Source organism: Enterobacter sp. GD03975 (assembly GCF_029838645.1).
Classification (GTDB): Bacteria; Pseudomonadota; Gammaproteobacteria; order Enterobacterales; family Enterobacteriaceae; genus Enterobacter; species Enterobacter quasihormaechei.
The window spans coordinates 55119-73168 of the sequence record NZ_JAOBZC010000014.1 but is presented as its reverse complement, the minus strand read 5'-3'; the positions used below and the strand labels follow the sequence as shown (position 1 = coordinate 73168).

The 18050-nt window shown below is 60.2% G+C and carries 7 protein-coding genes; 2 read left to right on the top strand and 5 right to left on the bottom strand.

Annotated features, from left to right (window positions below; translation table 11 throughout):
- Positions 1-48: 48 nt before the first annotated feature.
- Positions 49-11991: a BapA/Bap/LapF family large adhesin gene (locus N5C09_RS18525; RefSeq protein ID WP_279749630.1), complete on the bottom strand. Its 11943-nt coding sequence runs from the start codon at positions 11989-11991 to the stop codon at positions 49-51.
- 893 nt (positions 11992-12884) lie between these two features.
- Positions 12885-13802 carry a LysR family transcriptional regulator gene (locus N5C09_RS18520; RefSeq protein WP_279749629.1) on the bottom strand — a complete coding sequence of 306 codons (918 nt, stop codon included), beginning with the start codon at positions 13800-13802 and terminating at the stop codon, positions 12885-12887.
- Positions 13803-13900: 98 nt separating this feature from the next.
- Between N5C09_RS18520 and N5C09_RS18515 the strand changes: the two genes are divergently transcribed.
- Positions 13901-14623 (top strand): SDR family oxidoreductase, encoded by a 723-nt coding sequence (locus N5C09_RS18515; RefSeq protein ID WP_279749628.1) that lies wholly within the window; start codon positions 13901-13903, stop codon positions 14621-14623.
- A gap of 39 nt (positions 14624-14662) precedes the next feature.
- Here the strand turns inward: N5C09_RS18515 and N5C09_RS18510 are convergent, their stop codons facing one another.
- The 3 genes from N5C09_RS18510 to N5C09_RS18500 all read right to left on the bottom strand — a co-directional run bounded on the left by N5C09_RS18510 (position 14663) and on the right by N5C09_RS18500 (position 17015).
- The gene (locus N5C09_RS18510) at positions 14663-15409 is read right to left on the bottom strand and encodes an SDR family oxidoreductase (RefSeq protein ID WP_063865311.1); all 747 of its coding nucleotides are present in this window, start codon (positions 15407-15409) and stop codon (positions 14663-14665) included.
- 101 nt (positions 15410-15510) lie between these two features.
- Entirely contained in the window at positions 15511-16392 is an 882-nt protein-coding gene (locus N5C09_RS18505) for a helix-turn-helix domain-containing protein (protein WP_279749627.1), read from the bottom strand.
- 17 nt (positions 16393-16409) lie between these two features.
- A complete protein-coding gene (locus N5C09_RS18500; RefSeq protein ID WP_063865309.1) occupies positions 16410-17015 on the bottom strand; it encodes an NAD(P)-binding domain-containing protein in 606 nt (201 codons plus the stop codon).
- 120 nt (positions 17016-17135) lie between these two features.
- Between N5C09_RS18500 and N5C09_RS18495 the strand changes: the two genes are divergently transcribed.
- On the top strand, positions 17136-18047 hold the full coding sequence (locus N5C09_RS18495; RefSeq protein WP_347881079.1) for a LysR family transcriptional regulator: 912 nt from the start codon (positions 17136-17138) through the stop codon (positions 18045-18047).
- The last annotated feature ends 3 nt before the right edge of the window (positions 18048-18050 follow it).

Sequence of the window (18050 nt, the reverse complement as noted above, 5' to 3'; positions counted from 1 at the left end):
TGTTTATGCCCGGGCGCTGCGCGCCCGGGTCATTTATTGCACGTGCTATCAGGTAATGATGTGCTGCTGGTTTACAAGCTCGTCGTAGGTGGTCTGAACGTTATCAAGCGTAACGAGCGTAGATTTAGTGTAGGCGGCTCCCGTGCCGTCACGGTCGATGGAGATCACAGTATTGCCACCGCTTTGTGAAACAGAGACATAGTTCCCAAGCGTCGACGCGCTACCGTTCCAGCCCACCAGCAGATCGCCAATGTCGATTTTGTCTCCCTGCGCCAGGGAGAAGTTCGTCCAGTGGTCACCGCCAGCGCTGGTGATGTTGCCCCCCGTTGCGTTACCCGCCGTATTGTTCAACACCTGATAAATCAGCGTGTCGCCATAGGCCGTGCCGCTGATGAGATCGTTATGCTCCGAACTGACAAATTTCGGCGCCATGTTGATGGTGAGCGACGCTGTATCCTTACTACCGTTGGCATCGGTCAGGGTGTAGTTAAAGACCTCCTTGCTGGTAATGGTAGAGAACGATATCCCCGGGTTGAGCGTGTAGGTGTAGCTGCCGTCAGCGGCAATCGCCAGCGTGCCGTAGTGGCCCGTAATGTTCACCTGCGTGCTGCCGGTGTACGGATCCAGCGTGGTGGTCACGCCGTCGTAGCCGGTAATGCTGAGGCGGGTATCCACCGAGTGCAGCTGGTCCATCGCGCCCGCGGAGCCGGTGCCGTCGAAGATATTGCCGTCAACGGTGTGGTTGCCCGTGGCGTCGAACTGCGACAGCGAGTAGCTGGTGCCGGTAACGCTTGGGGTAACGGTGATATTCCCCACCCCCAGCGGCCCCATTTTGCCGGTATAGTTCAGCGTGTAGGTTCCCGCCTCCAGATCGAGTCCCGTCAGGTTGATGGTCGCCCTGCCGCCCAGCAGCAGCCCGCCGTTGAACGAGCCGGATCGGATGGTGGTGGTGCCGTTGGTCAGCGTCCAGTCCACCGTTAATCCGGTAAGCGTCAGCAACGAGGCGACGTTAAACGTCAGCACCACGTTGTGCAGCGCGGTATTAGGATCCACCACGAAGGTACCGGTGCCGGTACCTTGCGTTGAGGTAAGCAGCGCGGCGTTCCAGCTCGCCGAGCCGACGGTGGTATCCGAGTAGGCGGCGGTGCGGTGTACCGAGTTCACGTCCATCGCCGTGCTGACATCGTTCACCGCGTCCATTGGCCGCGCGGTTGGGGTGATGTTCAGCGATGCCGTGTCTTTCGAGCCGTTCGGCGCGGTGATGGTATAAACGAAGGTATCCGGCGTGCTGATGCTGTCAGCACCGACCCCGCTCTTCAGGGTGTAGGTGTACTCCCCGGCCGCGTTGATCCGCAGCGTACCGTACTCGCCGGTAATCTCCGTCAGACCATTGCCGTTCACCGTCACGCCGTTAACGTCGGAGACCACGGTACCCGCCGGTGCGATATCGTCGGACAGTACATCCCCGGTGGTGGACTCGCTCACGCTTGCCACGCTGTAGACATGATCCTGCAAGACGTTCAGCGTGTAGGCCGTCAGCGCGGTGATCCCCGCCGCCGTATTCAGCAGGAACAAGTACTCGCCGGCGGGCAGGTTCAGCGTCAGCTGCGGCGAGGTGCCGCCCAGCAGCGGCGCGCGCAGCCAGCCCGGTTCAACGCGCATCTGCTCGAAGGTCTGCGTCGCATTGTTGAACTTATAGATGTAGAGGTCGAACACAGAGGCCAGCGCCACGCCGCCCACGGAGGCCTGAACGGTCATGGTGCGGGTGGTGCCTTCTTCCACGTTATAGATGATCGGGTTGGCCAGATCGTCCAGCAGGTTCAGCCCCAGCGTATTGCCAAGGTTAATGCCCACCAGGGTAAAGCCGCCCTGCGACGACGGACCGTTGTTAATGGCCTCAACGGTCGTGTCGAAGGTCAGCGAGGCGGTATCGTCCACGGCCACGATCCCGCTGCTGGTGGCGCCTTCGCCCAGCGACAGAACCAGATTTGCCGAGGCGCTGGTGCCGTTGTGGGTGATGGTGTAGGTAAAGCTCTCCGTGCGGCCAATGACCGAGGCGCTGGTGTTGGTCAGGTTATAGGTATAGCTGCCGTCCAGGTTGATGGTCAGCGTGCCGTACTGCCCCTGAATCACCGTGCCGTCAGCCGTGACGCTGGTGGTGGTGCCCTGGGCGTTGGTGACCGCGGTGACGGTGGTGCCCGCCGGGGCGTTGTCGCTGCCTGCGGTCGGGTCAACGTCGGTGATCACGTTACCCGCAAGGCTGGTGTCGCCGGACACGGTACCTGCGCTGGTCTCTTTCACCGCCACGTCGAGGCTGGTGTAGGAGCCGGTTGCCAGCAGGTTGGTGTTGTAGCTCAGGACGCGATACTGGCCATTCGCCAGCCCGGTCAGGTTGAGCGACACCCCCGCCGCGCCGAGGGTCAACAGGTCAGCGAACTGCGGCTGTCCGGTATCCACCACAGTAGTCCAGGTATTGTTGACGGCGTCAAAGCGCTGCACCACCAGCTCAAGGGTGTTGAGCAGGGAGAGCACGGCACCCGTGGCGTTGGCGTTCACGGCAATATCCGCCGTGCCGCCGCTGCCGACGGTGAAACCTACCTGCGCGGTGTCGTTGCCGAGCAGCGTCAGCACGTTACCCACGGCGCCCACCAGCAGGAAACCGTAGTCGCTGTACTGCGAGTTGGTCACCGTGGCGGTGGTCGTCAGCGCCAGCTCCTCAGCGTTGGTGCTGGCCGACAGCGGCACCACCGGTGCAAGGGCTGAGCCAGGCAGCGAGACGTTGCCGGCCGCATCGGTGGCGGTGATTTGCAGCGTCTGGCCTTCCGTCTGTTTATTGAGGAAGGTGTAGCTCCAGCTGCCGTTGCTGTCCGCCGTGGCGGTGACCGTTGAATTATCCGCCAGGCGGATGGTGACGGTGCTGCCCGCTTCGGCGCTGCCGGTCAGTACGCTGCCGTCTGCGTTGAAGGTCCCGGTTGGGGCCGTTGGCGCAGTGAGATCGACAATCACGGTCGTCGGCGTGGAAATCGGGCTGGTGCCCGAGCCGTTGCTCGCCGTGGCGGTGAAGGCATGCGGACCTTCACTCAGTACCGGCGTGGTGAAGCTCCAGTTGCCGCTGGCATTCGCGGTGACCGTGCCCATCAGCACCCCGTTGTTATACAGGGTGATGGTCGCGTTCGGCTGCGCCGTACCGCTCAGGGTTGGCGTGGTGTCATCGGTGGTTTTTCCGTTGGTCAGGTTGCCCGTCACCGTCCCGACGTTATCGTCGATGGTGGCGATAACCGGCGCGTTCGGGATCGCCGTGACTGGAGCTATCACGGAGGTGGTGATACCCGCGTTACCGGCCTTATCGGTAGCAAAGACGATCAGGGATTCCCCGGCGGTCTGCGCAGGGGTGATGGTGGCGCTAAAGTTCCCGCTACCGTCAGCGACGGCCGTACCAAGAACGGTTCCGGTGCTGCTGGTGATGGTGACGGTGCTTCCCGCTTCCGCCGTACCGGTCACCTGCGTACCGTTGGTGATCACCGCCAGGCCCGCCGGGGCTGGTGGCGGCGTCAGGTCAACGTTAATCGTGATAATCGGTGATGCCACGCTGGTATTGCCCGCGGCGTCGGTGGCGGTGGCGGTGAAGTTATGTGCGCCTTCCGTCAGCGTGGTGCTGGTTTGCGGCAGCGTCCAGTTGCCGTTGGCATCCGCGGTGACCGTTCCCACCAGCGTCGTGCCGTCGTAAATACGTACGGTGGAATTGGCTTCCGCCGTGCCGCTTAACGTTGGACGCGTATCGTTGGTTGGGTTGGTACCGGTGACAGGGCCGGTGACGGTTCCCACATCATCCACAATCGAGGTGATGGCCGGCGCGACAGGGGCGGTGGCATCCACATTGATAGTGTAGCCGCCGGTCTGCGCGCTGGCGTTGCCCACGGCGTCGGTGGCGGAGAAGGTCAGATTGTGCGGCCCGTCAGCCAGCGGGGTAGACGGCGTAAAGCTCCACGCGCCGCCGGTGGCGACAGCGGTGCCAATCTGTACCCCATTATCAAAGATGGTGATCGTCGCGCCGGCTTCTGCCGTACCGGTGAGCGTTGGTCGGGCATCATTGGTTAACCCGCCGTTGGCGACAGGCGTCGCAGCGTTACCGACGTCATCGGTGATGCTGGTCAGCACCGGCAGCGCTGGCGGCGTGGTATCAATGGTCAGGCTGAAGTCGCCGGATGGCGCACTGGTGTTGCCCGCCTGATCCGTGGCTTCTGCCGTAAAGGTATGCGGCCCGTTGTCCAGCGGCACGGTGATATCGATGGTCCAGTTGCCGTTGGCATCGGCAGTACCGGTGCCCACCAGCGTGTTGCCCTCATAGATATTCACGGTTGCCAGCGGCTCGCTGGTTCCCACCAGGCGCGGGAGAGGATCGTTGGTGGTCTGGCCGGAACCGATCGCCCCGGTGATGGTGCCAACATCGTCAATCGCCTGCGTGATAACGGGCGCGACAGGCACGGTCGTATCCACAACCAGCGTGAAGCCCGGTGAGGCAGGGCTGACGTTGCCCGCGGCGTCGGTTGCCGTGGCGGTCCAGGTGTGGCTGCCGTTTGCCAGCGTGCCGGGGGTGAAGCTCCATACGCCGTTGGCATCCGCCACGGCGGTGCCCACCTGCTGACCATTCTCATAAATGGTGATGGTCGCGTTGGCGGCCGCGGTACCGTTCAGCGTTGGCGTGGTATCGTCTGTGCTTTGCCCCGAAGCGACCGGGCCCAGTACGGTGCCAACGTTATCGGTGGCTGGCGTAAAGACCGGTGCAACGGGTACCGACGTATCCACCGTCAGGTTGAACGGCGGCGAGGTGTCGCCGGTATTGCCTGCGGCGTCGGTGGCGTTGAAGGTAATGGTGTGTGGCCCTTCACTCAGCGCGGTGGTCGGCGTGAAGCTCCAGGTACCCTGGGCGTTGACGACCGCCGTGCCAATTTCCACGTCATCAACAATAACGTGTACCGTTGCGCCCACTTCCCCCGTACCGTTGAAGGTTGGACGGGTGTCGTTGGTGGCCCCGTTGCTGGCGAGGGTTCCCGTTCCCGGGCCCACGTCGTCTATCACCGTCGTGACGACCGGAGCCGCAGGGCCAGCGGTATCCACCGTAAAGGCGAACACTGGCGAGTTGGCGGAGACGTTTCCGACGTCATCGCTGGCGTTAACGCGCAGATTATACGTCCCGTCCGTCAGGACCGGATCTGGCGTAAAGGTCCAGTTGCCGCTGCTGTCGACCGTGGTGGTACCAATCTCCACGCCGTTATTCAGCACGTGAATGGTGGTGCCCGCCTGGCCGGTGCCGCTAAGGGTTGGCGTGGTGTCATTGGTGACCTGCCCGGCGGTAAGCGGGCCGGTTACGCCACCCGGGGCGTTATCGCTGACCGAATCGATCGTCGGCACCTGTGGCGCCGTCAGATCGATATTGACGCTCCAGACGCCGGACGGCTGGCTAACGTTGCCCTGCGGATCCGTCGCTCTGACGGTAAAGTCATGCGTCCCTTCGCCGAGGGCGGTTTCCGGGGTAAAGGTCCAGGCGCCGGTACTGTCTGCTGCCACGGTACCAATCTGCGTGGTGCCATCAAATATGGCGACGACGCTGTTCGGCTCTGCGGTGCCGGTCAGGGTTGGCGTGGTGTCGTTGGTCGGATCGCCGCTTGGTACAGGCGTTGCGGCATTGCCCGCGTTATCCGTCACGCTGGTTATCACCGGCGTGGTGGAGACGGTATCGACAACGATGGTGATCCCTGCCGATGGGGTGCTTTCATTCCCTGCCGGGTCGGTGGCGGTGACGGTCAGGGTGTGACTGCCGTCATCCAGCTCAGGCGGCGTATAGCTCCAGGTGCCGGTTGGCCCGACGAGAACGGTGCCCAGCGGGTCGCCGTTATTGTAAATCGTAATGGTGTCCCCAGCCGTGCCTGTCCCGGTGAGGGTAGGACGGTTGTCGTTGGTGCTCTGCCCGTCGGCGATAGGGCCAGTAACCGGACCCACATCATCGGTCACCGCACCGATGGCTGGCGCTGTCGGGGCGGTGAGGTCGACGGTGACGGTCGCGATTGGCGACTGCCCACTGGTCTCGCCGGTGGTGGTATTCGTGGCGGTCACGGCAAAGGTATGTGGCCCTTCCGTCAGCGGCAGGAGCGGCGTGTAGCTCCAGTTGCCGTTGGTATCCGCAACGACAGTGGTCACCGGAAGCAGCGATCCATCCTGATAAATGGCGATCACGCTGCCCGGATCGGCGGTGCCGGTAAGGGTAGGCGTGGTGTCATTGGTGGTTTTATCTTTCACGTCGCCCGTGACGGGATCGACGTCATCGTTGATTGCCGTAATCACCGGTACCGCAGGCAGATCGAGCGTGGACTCCGGCACGTCAAAGGTGGTTGACGGGCTGGCGTTTCCTGCTGCGTCCGTGGCGATCAGCGTCAGCGTGGTGGCATCCAGCAGGGCCGGGGAGAGGGCGATGGAGAAGGTGCCTCCCGTCGCAACGCCGGTTCCAATGATATTGCCGTTAGCGTCACGTACCGTCACGGTGGTGCCATCTTCCGCCGTACCGGTCAGCGGCGTACCCTGCTCGGCGATGTCGATATTCGTTGGCGTTGCAGGCGGCAGCGTATCCACCGTCACGCTGAGATCGCCGGAGCTGGCGGAGGTATTCCCCGCGGCATCACTCGCGGCGACCGAGAAGGTGTGCGGCCCTTCCGCAAGCGCAGGGTCGGCGGTCCAGGACCACGTCCCGTTCGGCTGAACCACCACCACGACCGGAGAGGCGACGCCGTCAACGGTGACCGTTACGTTCGAACCCGGCTCGCCGATCCCGGTAAGGGTTGGGGTGCCGTCACGGGTGTAAAGCACGCTGTTCGCCAGCTGGCTGTCAGAGACGGCGTCAATTTGCGGCACGGTTGGCGTCTGGGTATCGACCGTCACGCTAAAGACCGGGCTGACCGGGCTGAGGTTACCCGCATCATCCACCGCGGCAACGGTGATGTTCAGCGGGCCATCGGTTTGCGTCGGCAGGGTATAGGACCATTGACCGTTAACGACATCAACGCGATCCACCGCCACGCCGTTGTTGTAGATGATCACCGTTTCGCCGGTAGTGCCGGTACCGCTCAGAGTTGGCGTAGTGTCGTTAGTAGACCCGCCGTTCTGCGCGCCAGCGATGTCGCTGATGACCGGGGTAGTCGGATCAAGGGTATCTACCGTTATCGTGATACCGGCTGATGGCACAGATTCATTGCCGGATTCATCGGTGGCGGTCGCCGTGTATTCGTGCGTCCCTTCGCCGATGTTGCTCTCCGGACGCCAGGTCCAGTTGCCGTTACCGTCTACCGTGACGCTGCCTACGGCCTGCGGCGCGCCTGTACCCACCTGGTCATAGATGGTAATGACGTCGTTTGGCGTACCGGTGCCGCTCAGTACGGGACGCGGATCGTTGGTGGATCCGCCATCGGCCACCGGACCGGTGATCTGGCTCACGCTGTCCGTCACCACCGGAACATCCGGCGCGGCAGGGGCGTCGCTGTCAATGGTAATGGTCACCGGCGTGGACGGCGCGCTTTCGTTCCCGGCGCTGTCCTGATTGGTCACCGTCAGGGAGAGATCGTAGGTGCCGTCAGGCAGCGGGGTAGTTGGTGTCCAGGTCCAGTTGCCGTCGCCGTCGATCTCGGCTTCACCAATTTTGGTGGCACCATCGTAAATGTTCACGGTATCCCCCGGCGTGCCCGAGCCGCTCAGGGTTGGCGTGGTATCGCGGGTGGTCTCCCCCGGATTCAGGGCAGTACCCGGCGTGCCGCCGTCCGGGTTGACGGTGATGTCAGGAATATCCGGCGTTGCAGGCGCGGTCGTGTCGATCGCCAGCTCAAACGGTGGCGAGATGGTGGTGTTACCCGCCTCATCCGTGGCGTGGACCGTTAGCGAATGCGGACCCTCCGTCAGCGGCGTGGTTGGCGTAAAGCTCCAGCCGCCGCTGCCGTCGAGCACGGCCGTGCCGAGCAGGGTGGTGCCGTCATAGATAGTGATGGTGGTGCCTGCCGGTGCGGTACCCTGCAACTGCGGCAGCGTATCGTCGGTAGTATCCCCGCTGTTAAGCGGAACCTGTACTGGACCAATATTATCGGAGACGGTGTCAATGGTGGCCGCCAGTGGCGGAGTCGTATCGACGGTAAAGGTAAAGCCGCCAGAAGGCGCGCTGGTATTACCTGCCGCATCGCTCGCAACGACGGTGAAGGTATGCTGGCCGTTCACTAATGGCGTGGCAGGCGTAAAGGTCCACGCGCCGGCGCTGTTAACGAGGGCTGTACCAATATCCTGCCCATCCAGACGGATCGTTACGGTGGTTCCTGGCTCGCCGGTACCGTTCACGGTAGGGAGCGTGTCGTTGGTGATGCCATCGCTGTCCAGCGCCCCCGTAGTGCCCGGTACGTCATCAACGACCTGCGTAATGGCCGGGGCGCCCGGAACGGCGGTATCCACCGTGATGCTCCAGGTGTTCGATGTCCCGCTGAGGTTGTTGTCGGCATCAACCGCGGTCGCCGTCAGCACGTGCCCGCCGTCCGGCAGCGCGGTAGCCAGCGTGATGGACCACTGGCCGTCAGGCCCAACCGTACCGGTGCCAATGACGGTAGTGCCGCTGTAAAGGGTGATGGTGGTGCCCGGCTCGCCCGTTCCGTTGATGGTTGGCGTGCTGTCGTTGGTGAGACCGTTCTGGCTGACGGGACCGGTATCGCCTGGCGCATCGTCCACCACGCCGGTGATGACCGGGGTTTGCGCCGCGGTGATGTCCGGCGCGTCAAACGGCGCGGTCGGGCCGGTGTTGCCGGCGGTATCGGTGGCATCGGCGGTCAGGGCTTCGCCGTTGGCTTTCGGCGGGATCAGATCAACGCTGAAATTACCCTGATCGTCGGCAATCGCTTCCCCGACCTTCACGCCATTTTCACGAATGGTCACGGTGCTGCCCGGCTCGGCTGTACCGGTCACCGTGGTGCCGTCGGCAGAGATAACCACATTTTCCGGCGCCTGCGGCGGCGTGCTGTCTGGCGCGTCGGCAAAGCCGGACGGACTGGTGTTGCCGCTGCCGTCGGTAGCCGTCACTTCAAGGGCCTCGCCGTTGGTCTGGGCTGGCGAAATCGGGATAGTGAAGGTGCCATCCGGGCCGGCGGTGGCCTGGCCGATGGTCGTACCGTCTGGCGCTTTAATGATAATCGTGCTGTTTGGCTCGGCGGTTCCGCTGACGCTTGCCCCGTCTTCTGCCACCACAAGGTTACCCGGTGCGGCAGGCGGGGTGATATCCGCGGCGTTAACCAGCGCCGGTGAACTCTGGTTGCCTGCGGCATCGGAGGCGACCACGGAGATGATCTCGCCGTTCACTTGTGCAGGGTTCAGGTTGGCGACGTAGTTGCCGTTGCTGTCGGCAGTGGCGGTCCCGATTTGCACCCCGGCGTTGTTGGTGATGACAATTTTACTGCCCGGCTCGGCGGTACCGGTGATTTGCGTGCCTGTGGAGTTGAGCGTCGCCTCCGGCATGTCTGGCGGCGTAAGATCGACGGTGAAGTTGATCGGCTGAGACAGGCCGCTCTGGTTGCCTGCCGCATCGGTTTCGCGCAGGGTAATTGAGTGTGCACCCTCTGCCAGCGGCGTTGTCGGCGTGATGCTCCAGGTACCGTTCGGCAGAACGGTGGTGCTGCCAATCGCAACGCCGTTATCGTAAACCGTAATCGTGCTGCCCGGCTCTCCGCGGCCCGTCAGACGCGGCTGTGACTCGTCGGTAACCTGTCCGGCGGTAATCGCGCCTTTCAGTCCTCCGGTATCGTCATTAACGATAAACCCTGTTGGCGCCGGCGGGGTGGTGACATCCACCGTTACGGTAAAGGCCGGCGAGGCCGGACCGGTGTTACCGGCGACGTCGGTGGCGCGTACGGTAAGCTGGTGGCTGCCTTCGCTCAGGTTTACCGACGGCGTAAAGCTCCAGCTTCCGTTGCTGCCCACAACCGCGGTGCCAATGGCAATGCCGTTGTCATAGATGGTGACCGTAGAGCCCGCTTCCGCCGTGCCGGTGAGCTGCGGGCGCGGATCGTTCGTGGTGCTTCCGCTTCCGAGCGTGCCGGTATTGGGCGCAACGTCATCAGTTATGCTGACGATCGCCGGGGCACCCGGCGCGACCGTATCCACCACGAAAGTCACCGCCGTGGACGCCGGGCTGGTATTGCCTGCGGCATCAGTCGCGGTGGTGGTAATAGCGTGGTTTCCTTCAGACAGGTTGGTCGACGGGGTAAAGCTCCATTTACCGCTGGCATCGGCCGTGGCGGTACCGATCGGCTTGCCGTTGTCATAGAAGGTAATGACGGTGCCGGCTTCGCTGATGCCGCTGAACGTCGGGCGTGCATCGTCCGTGCGCTGTCCGTTGCTCAGCGGGCCCGCGTCGGTGCCCACGTTATCACTGACGGTGACAATCTGCGGCGCATCCGGCGCGGTGAGATCCGGTGCTGTGACCTGACCGCCCTGGCTGGTGTTGCCGGACGGATCGGTGGCAGTGGCGGTGATCTGCTCCCCGTTGGTGAGCGGCGTACCGAGATCGATAGTGAATTTACCGTCGCTGCCGGCCTTGCCCGTGCCGATGGTGTTGCCGTCGGCATCTTTCAGGGTCACGGTGCTGCCCGGCTCAGCCGTACCGGTCACGGTTTTGCCGTCAGGTGAAACTTCCAGATTGGCAGGTGCATCCGGCGCGGTGAGATCCGGTGCCGTGACCTGACCGCCCTGGCTGGTATTGCCGGACGGATCGGTGGCGGTGGCGGTGATCTGCTCCCCGTTGGTGAGCGGCGTACCCAGATCGATAGTGAATTTACCGTCGCTGCCGGCCTTGCCCGTGCCGATGGTGTTGCCGTCGGCATCTTTCAGGGTCACGGTGCTGCCCGGCTCAGCCGTACCGGTCACGGTTTTGCCGTCAGGTGAGACCTCCAGATTAGCAGGCGCATCCGGCGCGGTGAGATCCGGTGCGGTGACCTGGCCGCCCTGGCTGGTATTGCCGGACGGATCGGTGGCAGTAGCGGTGATCTGCTCCCCGTTGGTGAGCGGCGTACCCAAATCGATAGTAAATTTACCGTCGCTGCCGACCTTGCCCGTTCCAATGGTGTTGCCATTGGCATCTTTCAGGGTAATCGTGCTGCCCGGTTCAGCCGTACCGGTTACGGTTTTGCCGTCAGGTGAAACCTCCAGATTGGCAGGTGCATCCGGCGCGGTGAGATCCGGTGCCGTGACCTGACCGCCCTGGCTGGTATTGCCGGACGGATCGGTGGCGGTGGCGGTGATCTGCTCCCCGTTGGTGAGCGGCGTACCGAGATCGATAGTGAATTTACCGTCGCTGCCGACCTTGCCCGTTCCGATGGTGTTGCCATTGGCATCTTTCAGGGTAATCGTGCTGCCCGGCTCAGCCGTACCGGTTACGGTTTTTCCGTCAGGTGAGACCTGAAGATTGGTGGGGGCATTCGGAGGCGTAGTATCAGGTTCGGAAGGATTTCCCGGATTGCCAGGATTCGGGTTGTTGTTATCGTCATCTCCGCCCCCTCCACCGCCGGTTCCCGCCGCGATGGCAATCCCCCCTGCGACGGCCAGGCCACCCAGCACCCAGGGCCACGCTGCGGCGCCGCCGGCATCGCTCCCTGACGCCGCCAGTAATGCATCGGTGGAGGCGATGGATTCATAGGTCGCGGCACCGGTTGGATCTTCAATCCACCACAGCGCGCCGTCACTCTCCTCAAGCACCAGCTGGCTTACGCCCTGCGCATCAGTGACGTAGAAATTCTTCAGGGTAATCACTTCGCCCGAGTTGAGGGTAATCACCAGATCGTTTCCGCTGCGGGAGTAACCTGCGATGTCGGCTCGATCCACGTTAAGCTTAACGACAGATGAGTGATCGAGTGTTATCTGTGTCCCTTCCGTGGTCGTTTCCACGCCAGTTAATTTAGATATAACAGATATTTGGCTCATACAGTTATTACTCCAGCAGAGTTATTGGTTACGGCGTGTCAAACAAGGCCATCGTTTCTGAAGGGATGAGCGCGCTCCCGGCGAAAATACTGTTTAAAAAACAGAATTTACCGTCACTTTCTTTAGCGCGACCGATGCCCGCCAGGATTAAAAGTGGCAACCTCAGGGCAAAGCTAATTATTTAGTCAGGAAACTGTTGTTTATTTATATATTTGCGATTTATAAGCCTTATTATTTGTGCAGGTATTGATTTATTTCGTTATGAAAATGATATAGCTATAAATGTCTGAATATGCAAATTAAGCGTTCGTAAACCCAGCGCGGTTATTGCAGGGGAAATTAATTGATAGCATGAATATATTTCGTTCGCTACAAGGGCGCGTGGTGAAAGGGTTTTGGCGTAAAAGGTGCAACCCTTAAAACGGGGCTGGCAGGGCGATAATAATAATTAAAATGTGCGATATATATATAATTTTGGTTAGGTTTAATTGCTGCTTAATTGCGGTTTAAGTTAGGGTAAATTATCTGGTGTATGATATATTTAAAATTATCTCATTTATAAAATATATTTTTATAGGGCCTTTAATTCCTGCTACTCAAAAAATAAAGTGATTTCTTCTCATGTTTAATAAATAAATGGCCACAAATGTGGCCTTTCAGAAGTAACCGGTTTTAGCCGAAAGAAATTAGGCCGATTTCCACGAGGGCGGCTAATGTCAAAAGAATAAAGAGGATAACGACCATTGGTCTGTGCATTTTTACGGTTCCATCCTTGTGTAAAGTCCTGCCCATCGTGTCCTTTGTCATTTTCCATGGTAGCGCTGTGCTGTCGTTGATGCTCATCAAAGGGACGCGGTAGATTGAGGAAAATCTGCATCCAGGGTTGGAACCGTTTATCGCTGAGCAGGTTGCGTGGCGGGGAGCTGGCGCCACTGGCGGATGTGCTCGATCAGGGCTCTGAGCTTGGGGGCCATATTGTGGCGTTGGGGAAAATAGAGATAGAAGCCAGGAAAAGACGGAAGAAACGCATCCAGTAAAGAAACCAGCTGTCCTGATTCAATGTAAGGCGCGAAGGTATCCTCCGTGGCAAAGGTAATTCCACCGCCGGCCAGTGCGAGACTGAGCATAAGACGCAGATCGTTAGTGGTGATTTGTGGTTCAATGGCCACATCGAAAGGGACGCCTGCTTCTTCAAATTCCCAGCGATAGGGGGCAACGTCCGGGGAAGGGCGCCAGCCGATACACCGATGAGCGACCAGCTCTCGGGGATGCGCCGGTGCGCTGTGCGTCGCCAGATAGGAAGGTGAAGCCACCACCCGTTCACGCTGCTGGCCCGTAAGGGGAACGGCGATCATGTCTTTTTCGATAACTTCGCCCAGCCTCACCCCTGCGTCATAGCCCGCCGCCACGATATCGAATTCCTCATCTGATACGAAGACATCAAGCGATACCGCAGGATGCGCTGCCGTAAACGAGGCGAGCAGGGGGCCAGAAAGAAACGCTTCCGCAATTGAGGTGACCGCGATCCTGAGCTGTCCGCGCGGTGTGCTGTCTGACGTGACATCATCAAAGGCCGCTTCAATGTTGGCGATGGGTCCCTGCAACGATTTATGCAACCGTTCACCCGCTTCGGTAAGGCTTACCGAGCGCGTGGTGCGCATCACCAGCAGGGTCTGAAACCCATCTTCGAGACGCCTTATCCCCTGGCTGACAGCGGAACGGGTGATGCCCAGCCGCCCGGCGGCCGCGCTGAAGCTGCGCTCCTCGGCGACCGCCAGAAAAAGCGGTAACAAATTAAGATCAATTTTCATTGTTTAACAGTGCTAACCAGTGAGTCCAGTAAAGGCAGGATACAAGAAACAATGGTGAGACTCTATGATTGCTTTGAACTCAACTGAAGGAGTAAAACATGAACAAAGTGATCTTAATTACCGGTGCCTCCAGCGGTATTGGAGAAGGTATTGCCAGAGAGCTGGGCAAGGCAGGCGCAAAAGTATTCCTCGGCGCACGCAGGCTGGATCGCATCCACGCGCTGGCTGAAGAAATCCGCAGCGCAGGAGGGGAGGCAGAGGCTCGGGAATTAGACGTAACCCGCCGCCAGTCGATGGCTGCCTTCGTTCAGGCAGCACGGGAAAAGTGGGGCCGCATTGACGTACTGATTAACAACGCGGGCATTATGCCCCTCTCTCCGCTTTCCGCAGGCAAGCAGGATGAGTGGGAACGCACCATTGACGTGAATATCAAGGGCGTACTGTGGGGAATTGGCGCGGTTCTGCCAATTATGGAAGCCCAGAACTCGGGGCAGATCATTAATATTGGCTCGATCGGTGCCTTGTCAGTTGTGCCCACGGCCGCTGTTTATTGTGCGACCAAATTTGCGGTCCGGGCCATTTCCGATGGTTTACGTCAGGAAAGTTCGAACATCCGCGTGACCTGCGTTAACCCTGGGGTAGTGGAAAGCGAACTGGCCTCGACCATTACGCACGAAGAAACCATGGCGGTGATGGATGCGTACCGGGCTATTGCCCTCAAACCGGCTGATATCGCCCGCGCCGTGCGCCACATCATCGAGGCGCCTGAGAGTGTCGATACCACCGAAATCACCATCAGACCTACGGCATCCGCAAACTAACGTAGCGGGTCAGGCATAAGCCTGACCCGCTTCACCCTCTTACCACGGCTGTTCGGTCGGCATAATAAACAGCTCTGCCACGTCCACATGTTCCGGTGCCTGCAACACGTAAAGAATCGAGTCGGCGATATCATCGGCTTTCAGGAACGTCATCTTCTCCTTCAGCTGTTCCATCTGTGCACGATAATTTTCGTCACTGATATGCTCGAATAATTCACTTTCAACGGCACCCGGCTGAAGCGAGGTGACGCGAATGTTGAACTGCGGCGCCAGCTCCATACGCAAAATATCCGAGAAGGCGGCAACGGCATGCTTCGTCGCGCAGTACACGCCAAGCCCGGGGAAGGTTTTACGCCCGGCGATCGACGAGGTATTGATGATATGCCCGGACCGCTGCGACTGCATAATCGGCAGCACGGCCGCCACGGTGTTAAACAGGCCTTTTACGTTGACGTCTACCATACGGTGCCACTCGTCAACCCGGAGGCTGGCGATATCCGAAATCGGCATCAGCCCGGCGTTATTGAAGGCGATATCAATATGCCCATAGCGTTTGTGCAGTGCCGCCACCCCTTCATTCACCGAGGCCGGGTCAGTGACATCCATCGCCAGCGCTATGGCTTCACCGCCAGCAGCCTCAATGTCAGACACCAGCGCCTGAAGGCGATCCAGACGGCGGGCGGCGAGACCCACCCTGACGCCCTGTTGCGCTAATTTTTTGGCCGTGGCGGCGCCAATTCCGCTTGAAGCACCGGTGATGAGCGCGACTTTACCTTTGAGTTCCATAGGTGATCCTCTTGAGAGTTAATTTCAACGCTTCAGAAAGAACGTCTGAAGTACGGTTCAATAATGGATTTTTCAGGCGCTGGCTTCGCGCGGGCTTTTGCTCAAACTGTCGGGCTTTTGCTACGAACCATCGTCTTGCGATAGTGCGAGGGCGTCACGCCGTTATGCCTGAGGAAGACGGCTGCAAAGTGGCTGGGGCTGGTGTAACCCACGTTCAGGGCAATATTGATAATGGAATCAGTGGATTCCGACAGCATGCGCCGCGCTTCCTCCATGCGTAGTCGGATAAAATAGTGGGAAGGCGAAAGCCCGGTAGACTGTTTAAAGGCGCGGCTAAAATGGTATTCGCTCAGATCGGACAGCTTAGCCAGCCGTGCCAGGTCAAACGGCTGGGCTAACCCGTCACGCATTGCCGTGAAGACCCGGTGCAGTTTAAATGCCTGCAAGCCCCCGCGGTGTCGTTTCGCACGGGTGCCGTAGGTGCGAATAAGGTGTACCGCCAGCGCCTGTGCAATCCCCTGAATAAACGGGCCACTTGGTGGATTTTGCAAATACAGCTCGCGGCGTATCTGCTCCAGCAGGACGGACAGCGTTTCGTCGCGCGCGCCCGAAACCTCCCGCAATTCACACTCCTGCATCATGGCCACGCCGATGTAAACATGCATGACGACGAACGGTGTCTCTGGCTCGGCGCGCCAGCGCATTTCGCTTGGGTAGTCCGCCGTCGTGAGAAAAAAATCACCTGCGGCAACGCGGTTTGATAACCACGCTTCCCCGGGAGAGCGCTCCTCAACGACGGCATTACCTGAAAGGATCCAGACGATAAAAGGCTCCGGTACCGCCGGAATAATGACGTTTTCCTGAACGTGCCTTCGCGCCAGAATTTGCACGAAGACATCCCGGGAGGATTGCGCCCTATGCTCCCTGAGCAGTTCGCCGGGAAGGTACTCTTCAAACGTCTCTGCGGAAGTACGCTGCGTCATGTTTATCGTGCCTTTCGTTATGCCAGTTGCACCAGGTTTACCGCCGGAAGAGGCCCGCCGGGGAATTGCTGAAGCGTACCGCCGACCTCCAGGCTGCCTAAATCGATAGTTGCGAAACCGAGCTGCGCTGCCAGCGCGCTGACGTCCGCCTTCGCGTCTGGATGGTCTCCGGAGAGAAAGACGACACGACGACCACCCGCCTGCGCCGGATCCTGAGCCAGCACCCCTGCAAGCAGGGTATTAAAGGCTTTCACGACGCGTGCACCCGGCGCCCACTGGGTCACAACCTGGCTCGAGTTTTTCCCGCCCAGTTCAGCCAGCGTAAAGCCTGGCAGTATGACCGGGTTGGTCGCGTCAATCAGGATACGCCCATCCCAGTGAATACCCCTTAACGCGGCTTCGGTTTTGTCCCAGTTTGTGCTGACAAAAACGATATCGGCGTCAGCGGCCTGATGTACGGTGCCGGCGCGCGCCCCGTGTCCCAGTCTATCGACCACCGCAGCCAGGCTTTCCGGCCCGCGGCTGTTACTCAGAATAGCGTTTATGCCCGCTTTAACCAGCTGTCCTGCAAAGGCTTGCCCGATTGCGCCAGCGCCGATAATGCCTACCGTTGTTGTTTTCATGCTGAATATCCTTCAATGATGCGTAGTGAACATGCACAGAGAGTAGTAATCTTTAACCTATCTGAATAGCCTATATAATTAGATGGAATCCATCTGCTGGAGCGATACATGCTGGACGGTATGTCTGTTGATCAACTGCGCACCTTTATTGCCGCCGTTGATGAGGGCAGTTTTTCCGCCGCCGGGCGCAGGCTGCGGCGCGCGCAGTCGGTTGTCAGCGCGACGCTGGCCAATCTTGAGGCGCAGGTCGGGTTTCCATTATTCGATCGTTCCGGGCGCTATCCGAAACTGACGGAGGCGGGCGTCGCCATGCTGGAAGCGGCACGTCTTGCCGCTGCCGGGATGGATGCCTTTAAGGCTAAGGCGCGCACCTTAGCGGAAGGACTTGAGCCTGAGCTGGTGGTGTCCGTCGACGTGATGTTTCCCGTTGCACAGCTCACCGCTGCGGTGCAGGCGTTTCATCAGGCATTTCCTGACACGCCGCTGCGTTTGTATGTGGAGGCGCTGGGGGCGGTGCTCCAGCCTTTGCTGGACGGTCACTGCCGGGTGGCGATAACCGGATCGCTGCCGCATCTTCCGGCGGGATGTACCTCAGAATTCCTTCTCAGCGTGCCTGCGGTGGCCGTTGTCTCCCCTGAGCATCCGCTGGCGACCGCGTCTGGCCCGATCCTTCGTTCACTCTTACAGGAACACGTCCAACTGGTGCTGACCGATCGCTCCGCTCTCACCGTGGGCCGAAGCTTTGGCGTCATGTCGTCGAAGACCTGGCATTTGGCGGATATGGGCGCGAAGCACGCCTTCCTGCGTGCCGGACTGGGGTGGGGCTATATGCCGCTGCCAATGGTCGAGGAAGATCTCGCAGCGGGAAAACTGGTTACGCTGAACGTGCAGATGCAGCCCGACGTCGGGACCGGTTTTTCCATGCAGGCGGTGCACCTGGAAGAACATCCGCCCGGCCCGGCCGGGCGCTGGTTCGTTAACATGCTGAAAATGCAGGCTGGCATGGCGGGTAACAATAACAGCGTCGGGTAGCCA

Bases quoted from the DNA above. Each gene is read 5' to 3' on its own strand.
- N5C09_RS18520 (WP_279749629.1), bottom strand. From the start codon at position 13,802: ATGAAAATTGATCTTAATTTGTTACCGCTTTTTCTGGCGGTCGCCGAG.
- N5C09_RS18495 (WP_347881079.1), top strand. From the start codon at position 17,136: ATGTCTGTTGATCAACTGCGCACCTTTATTGCCGCCGTTGATGAGGGC.
- N5C09_RS18515 (WP_279749628.1), top strand. From the start codon at position 13,901: ATGAACAAAGTGATCTTAATTACCGGTGCCTCCAGCGGTATTGGAGAA.
- N5C09_RS18500 (WP_063865309.1), bottom strand. From the start codon at position 17,015: ATGAAAACAACAACGGTAGGCATTATCGGCGCTGGCGCAATCGGGCAA.
- N5C09_RS18510 (WP_063865311.1), bottom strand. From the start codon at position 15,409: ATGGAACTCAAAGGTAAAGTCGCGCTCATCACCGGTGCTTCAAGCGGA.
- N5C09_RS18525 (WP_279749630.1), bottom strand. From the start codon at position 11,991: ATGAGCCAAATATCTGTTATATCTAAATTAACTGGCGTGGAAACGACC.
- N5C09_RS18505 (WP_279749627.1), bottom strand. From the start codon at position 16,392: ATGACGCAGCGTACTTCCGCAGAGACGTTTGAAGAGTACCTTCCCGGC.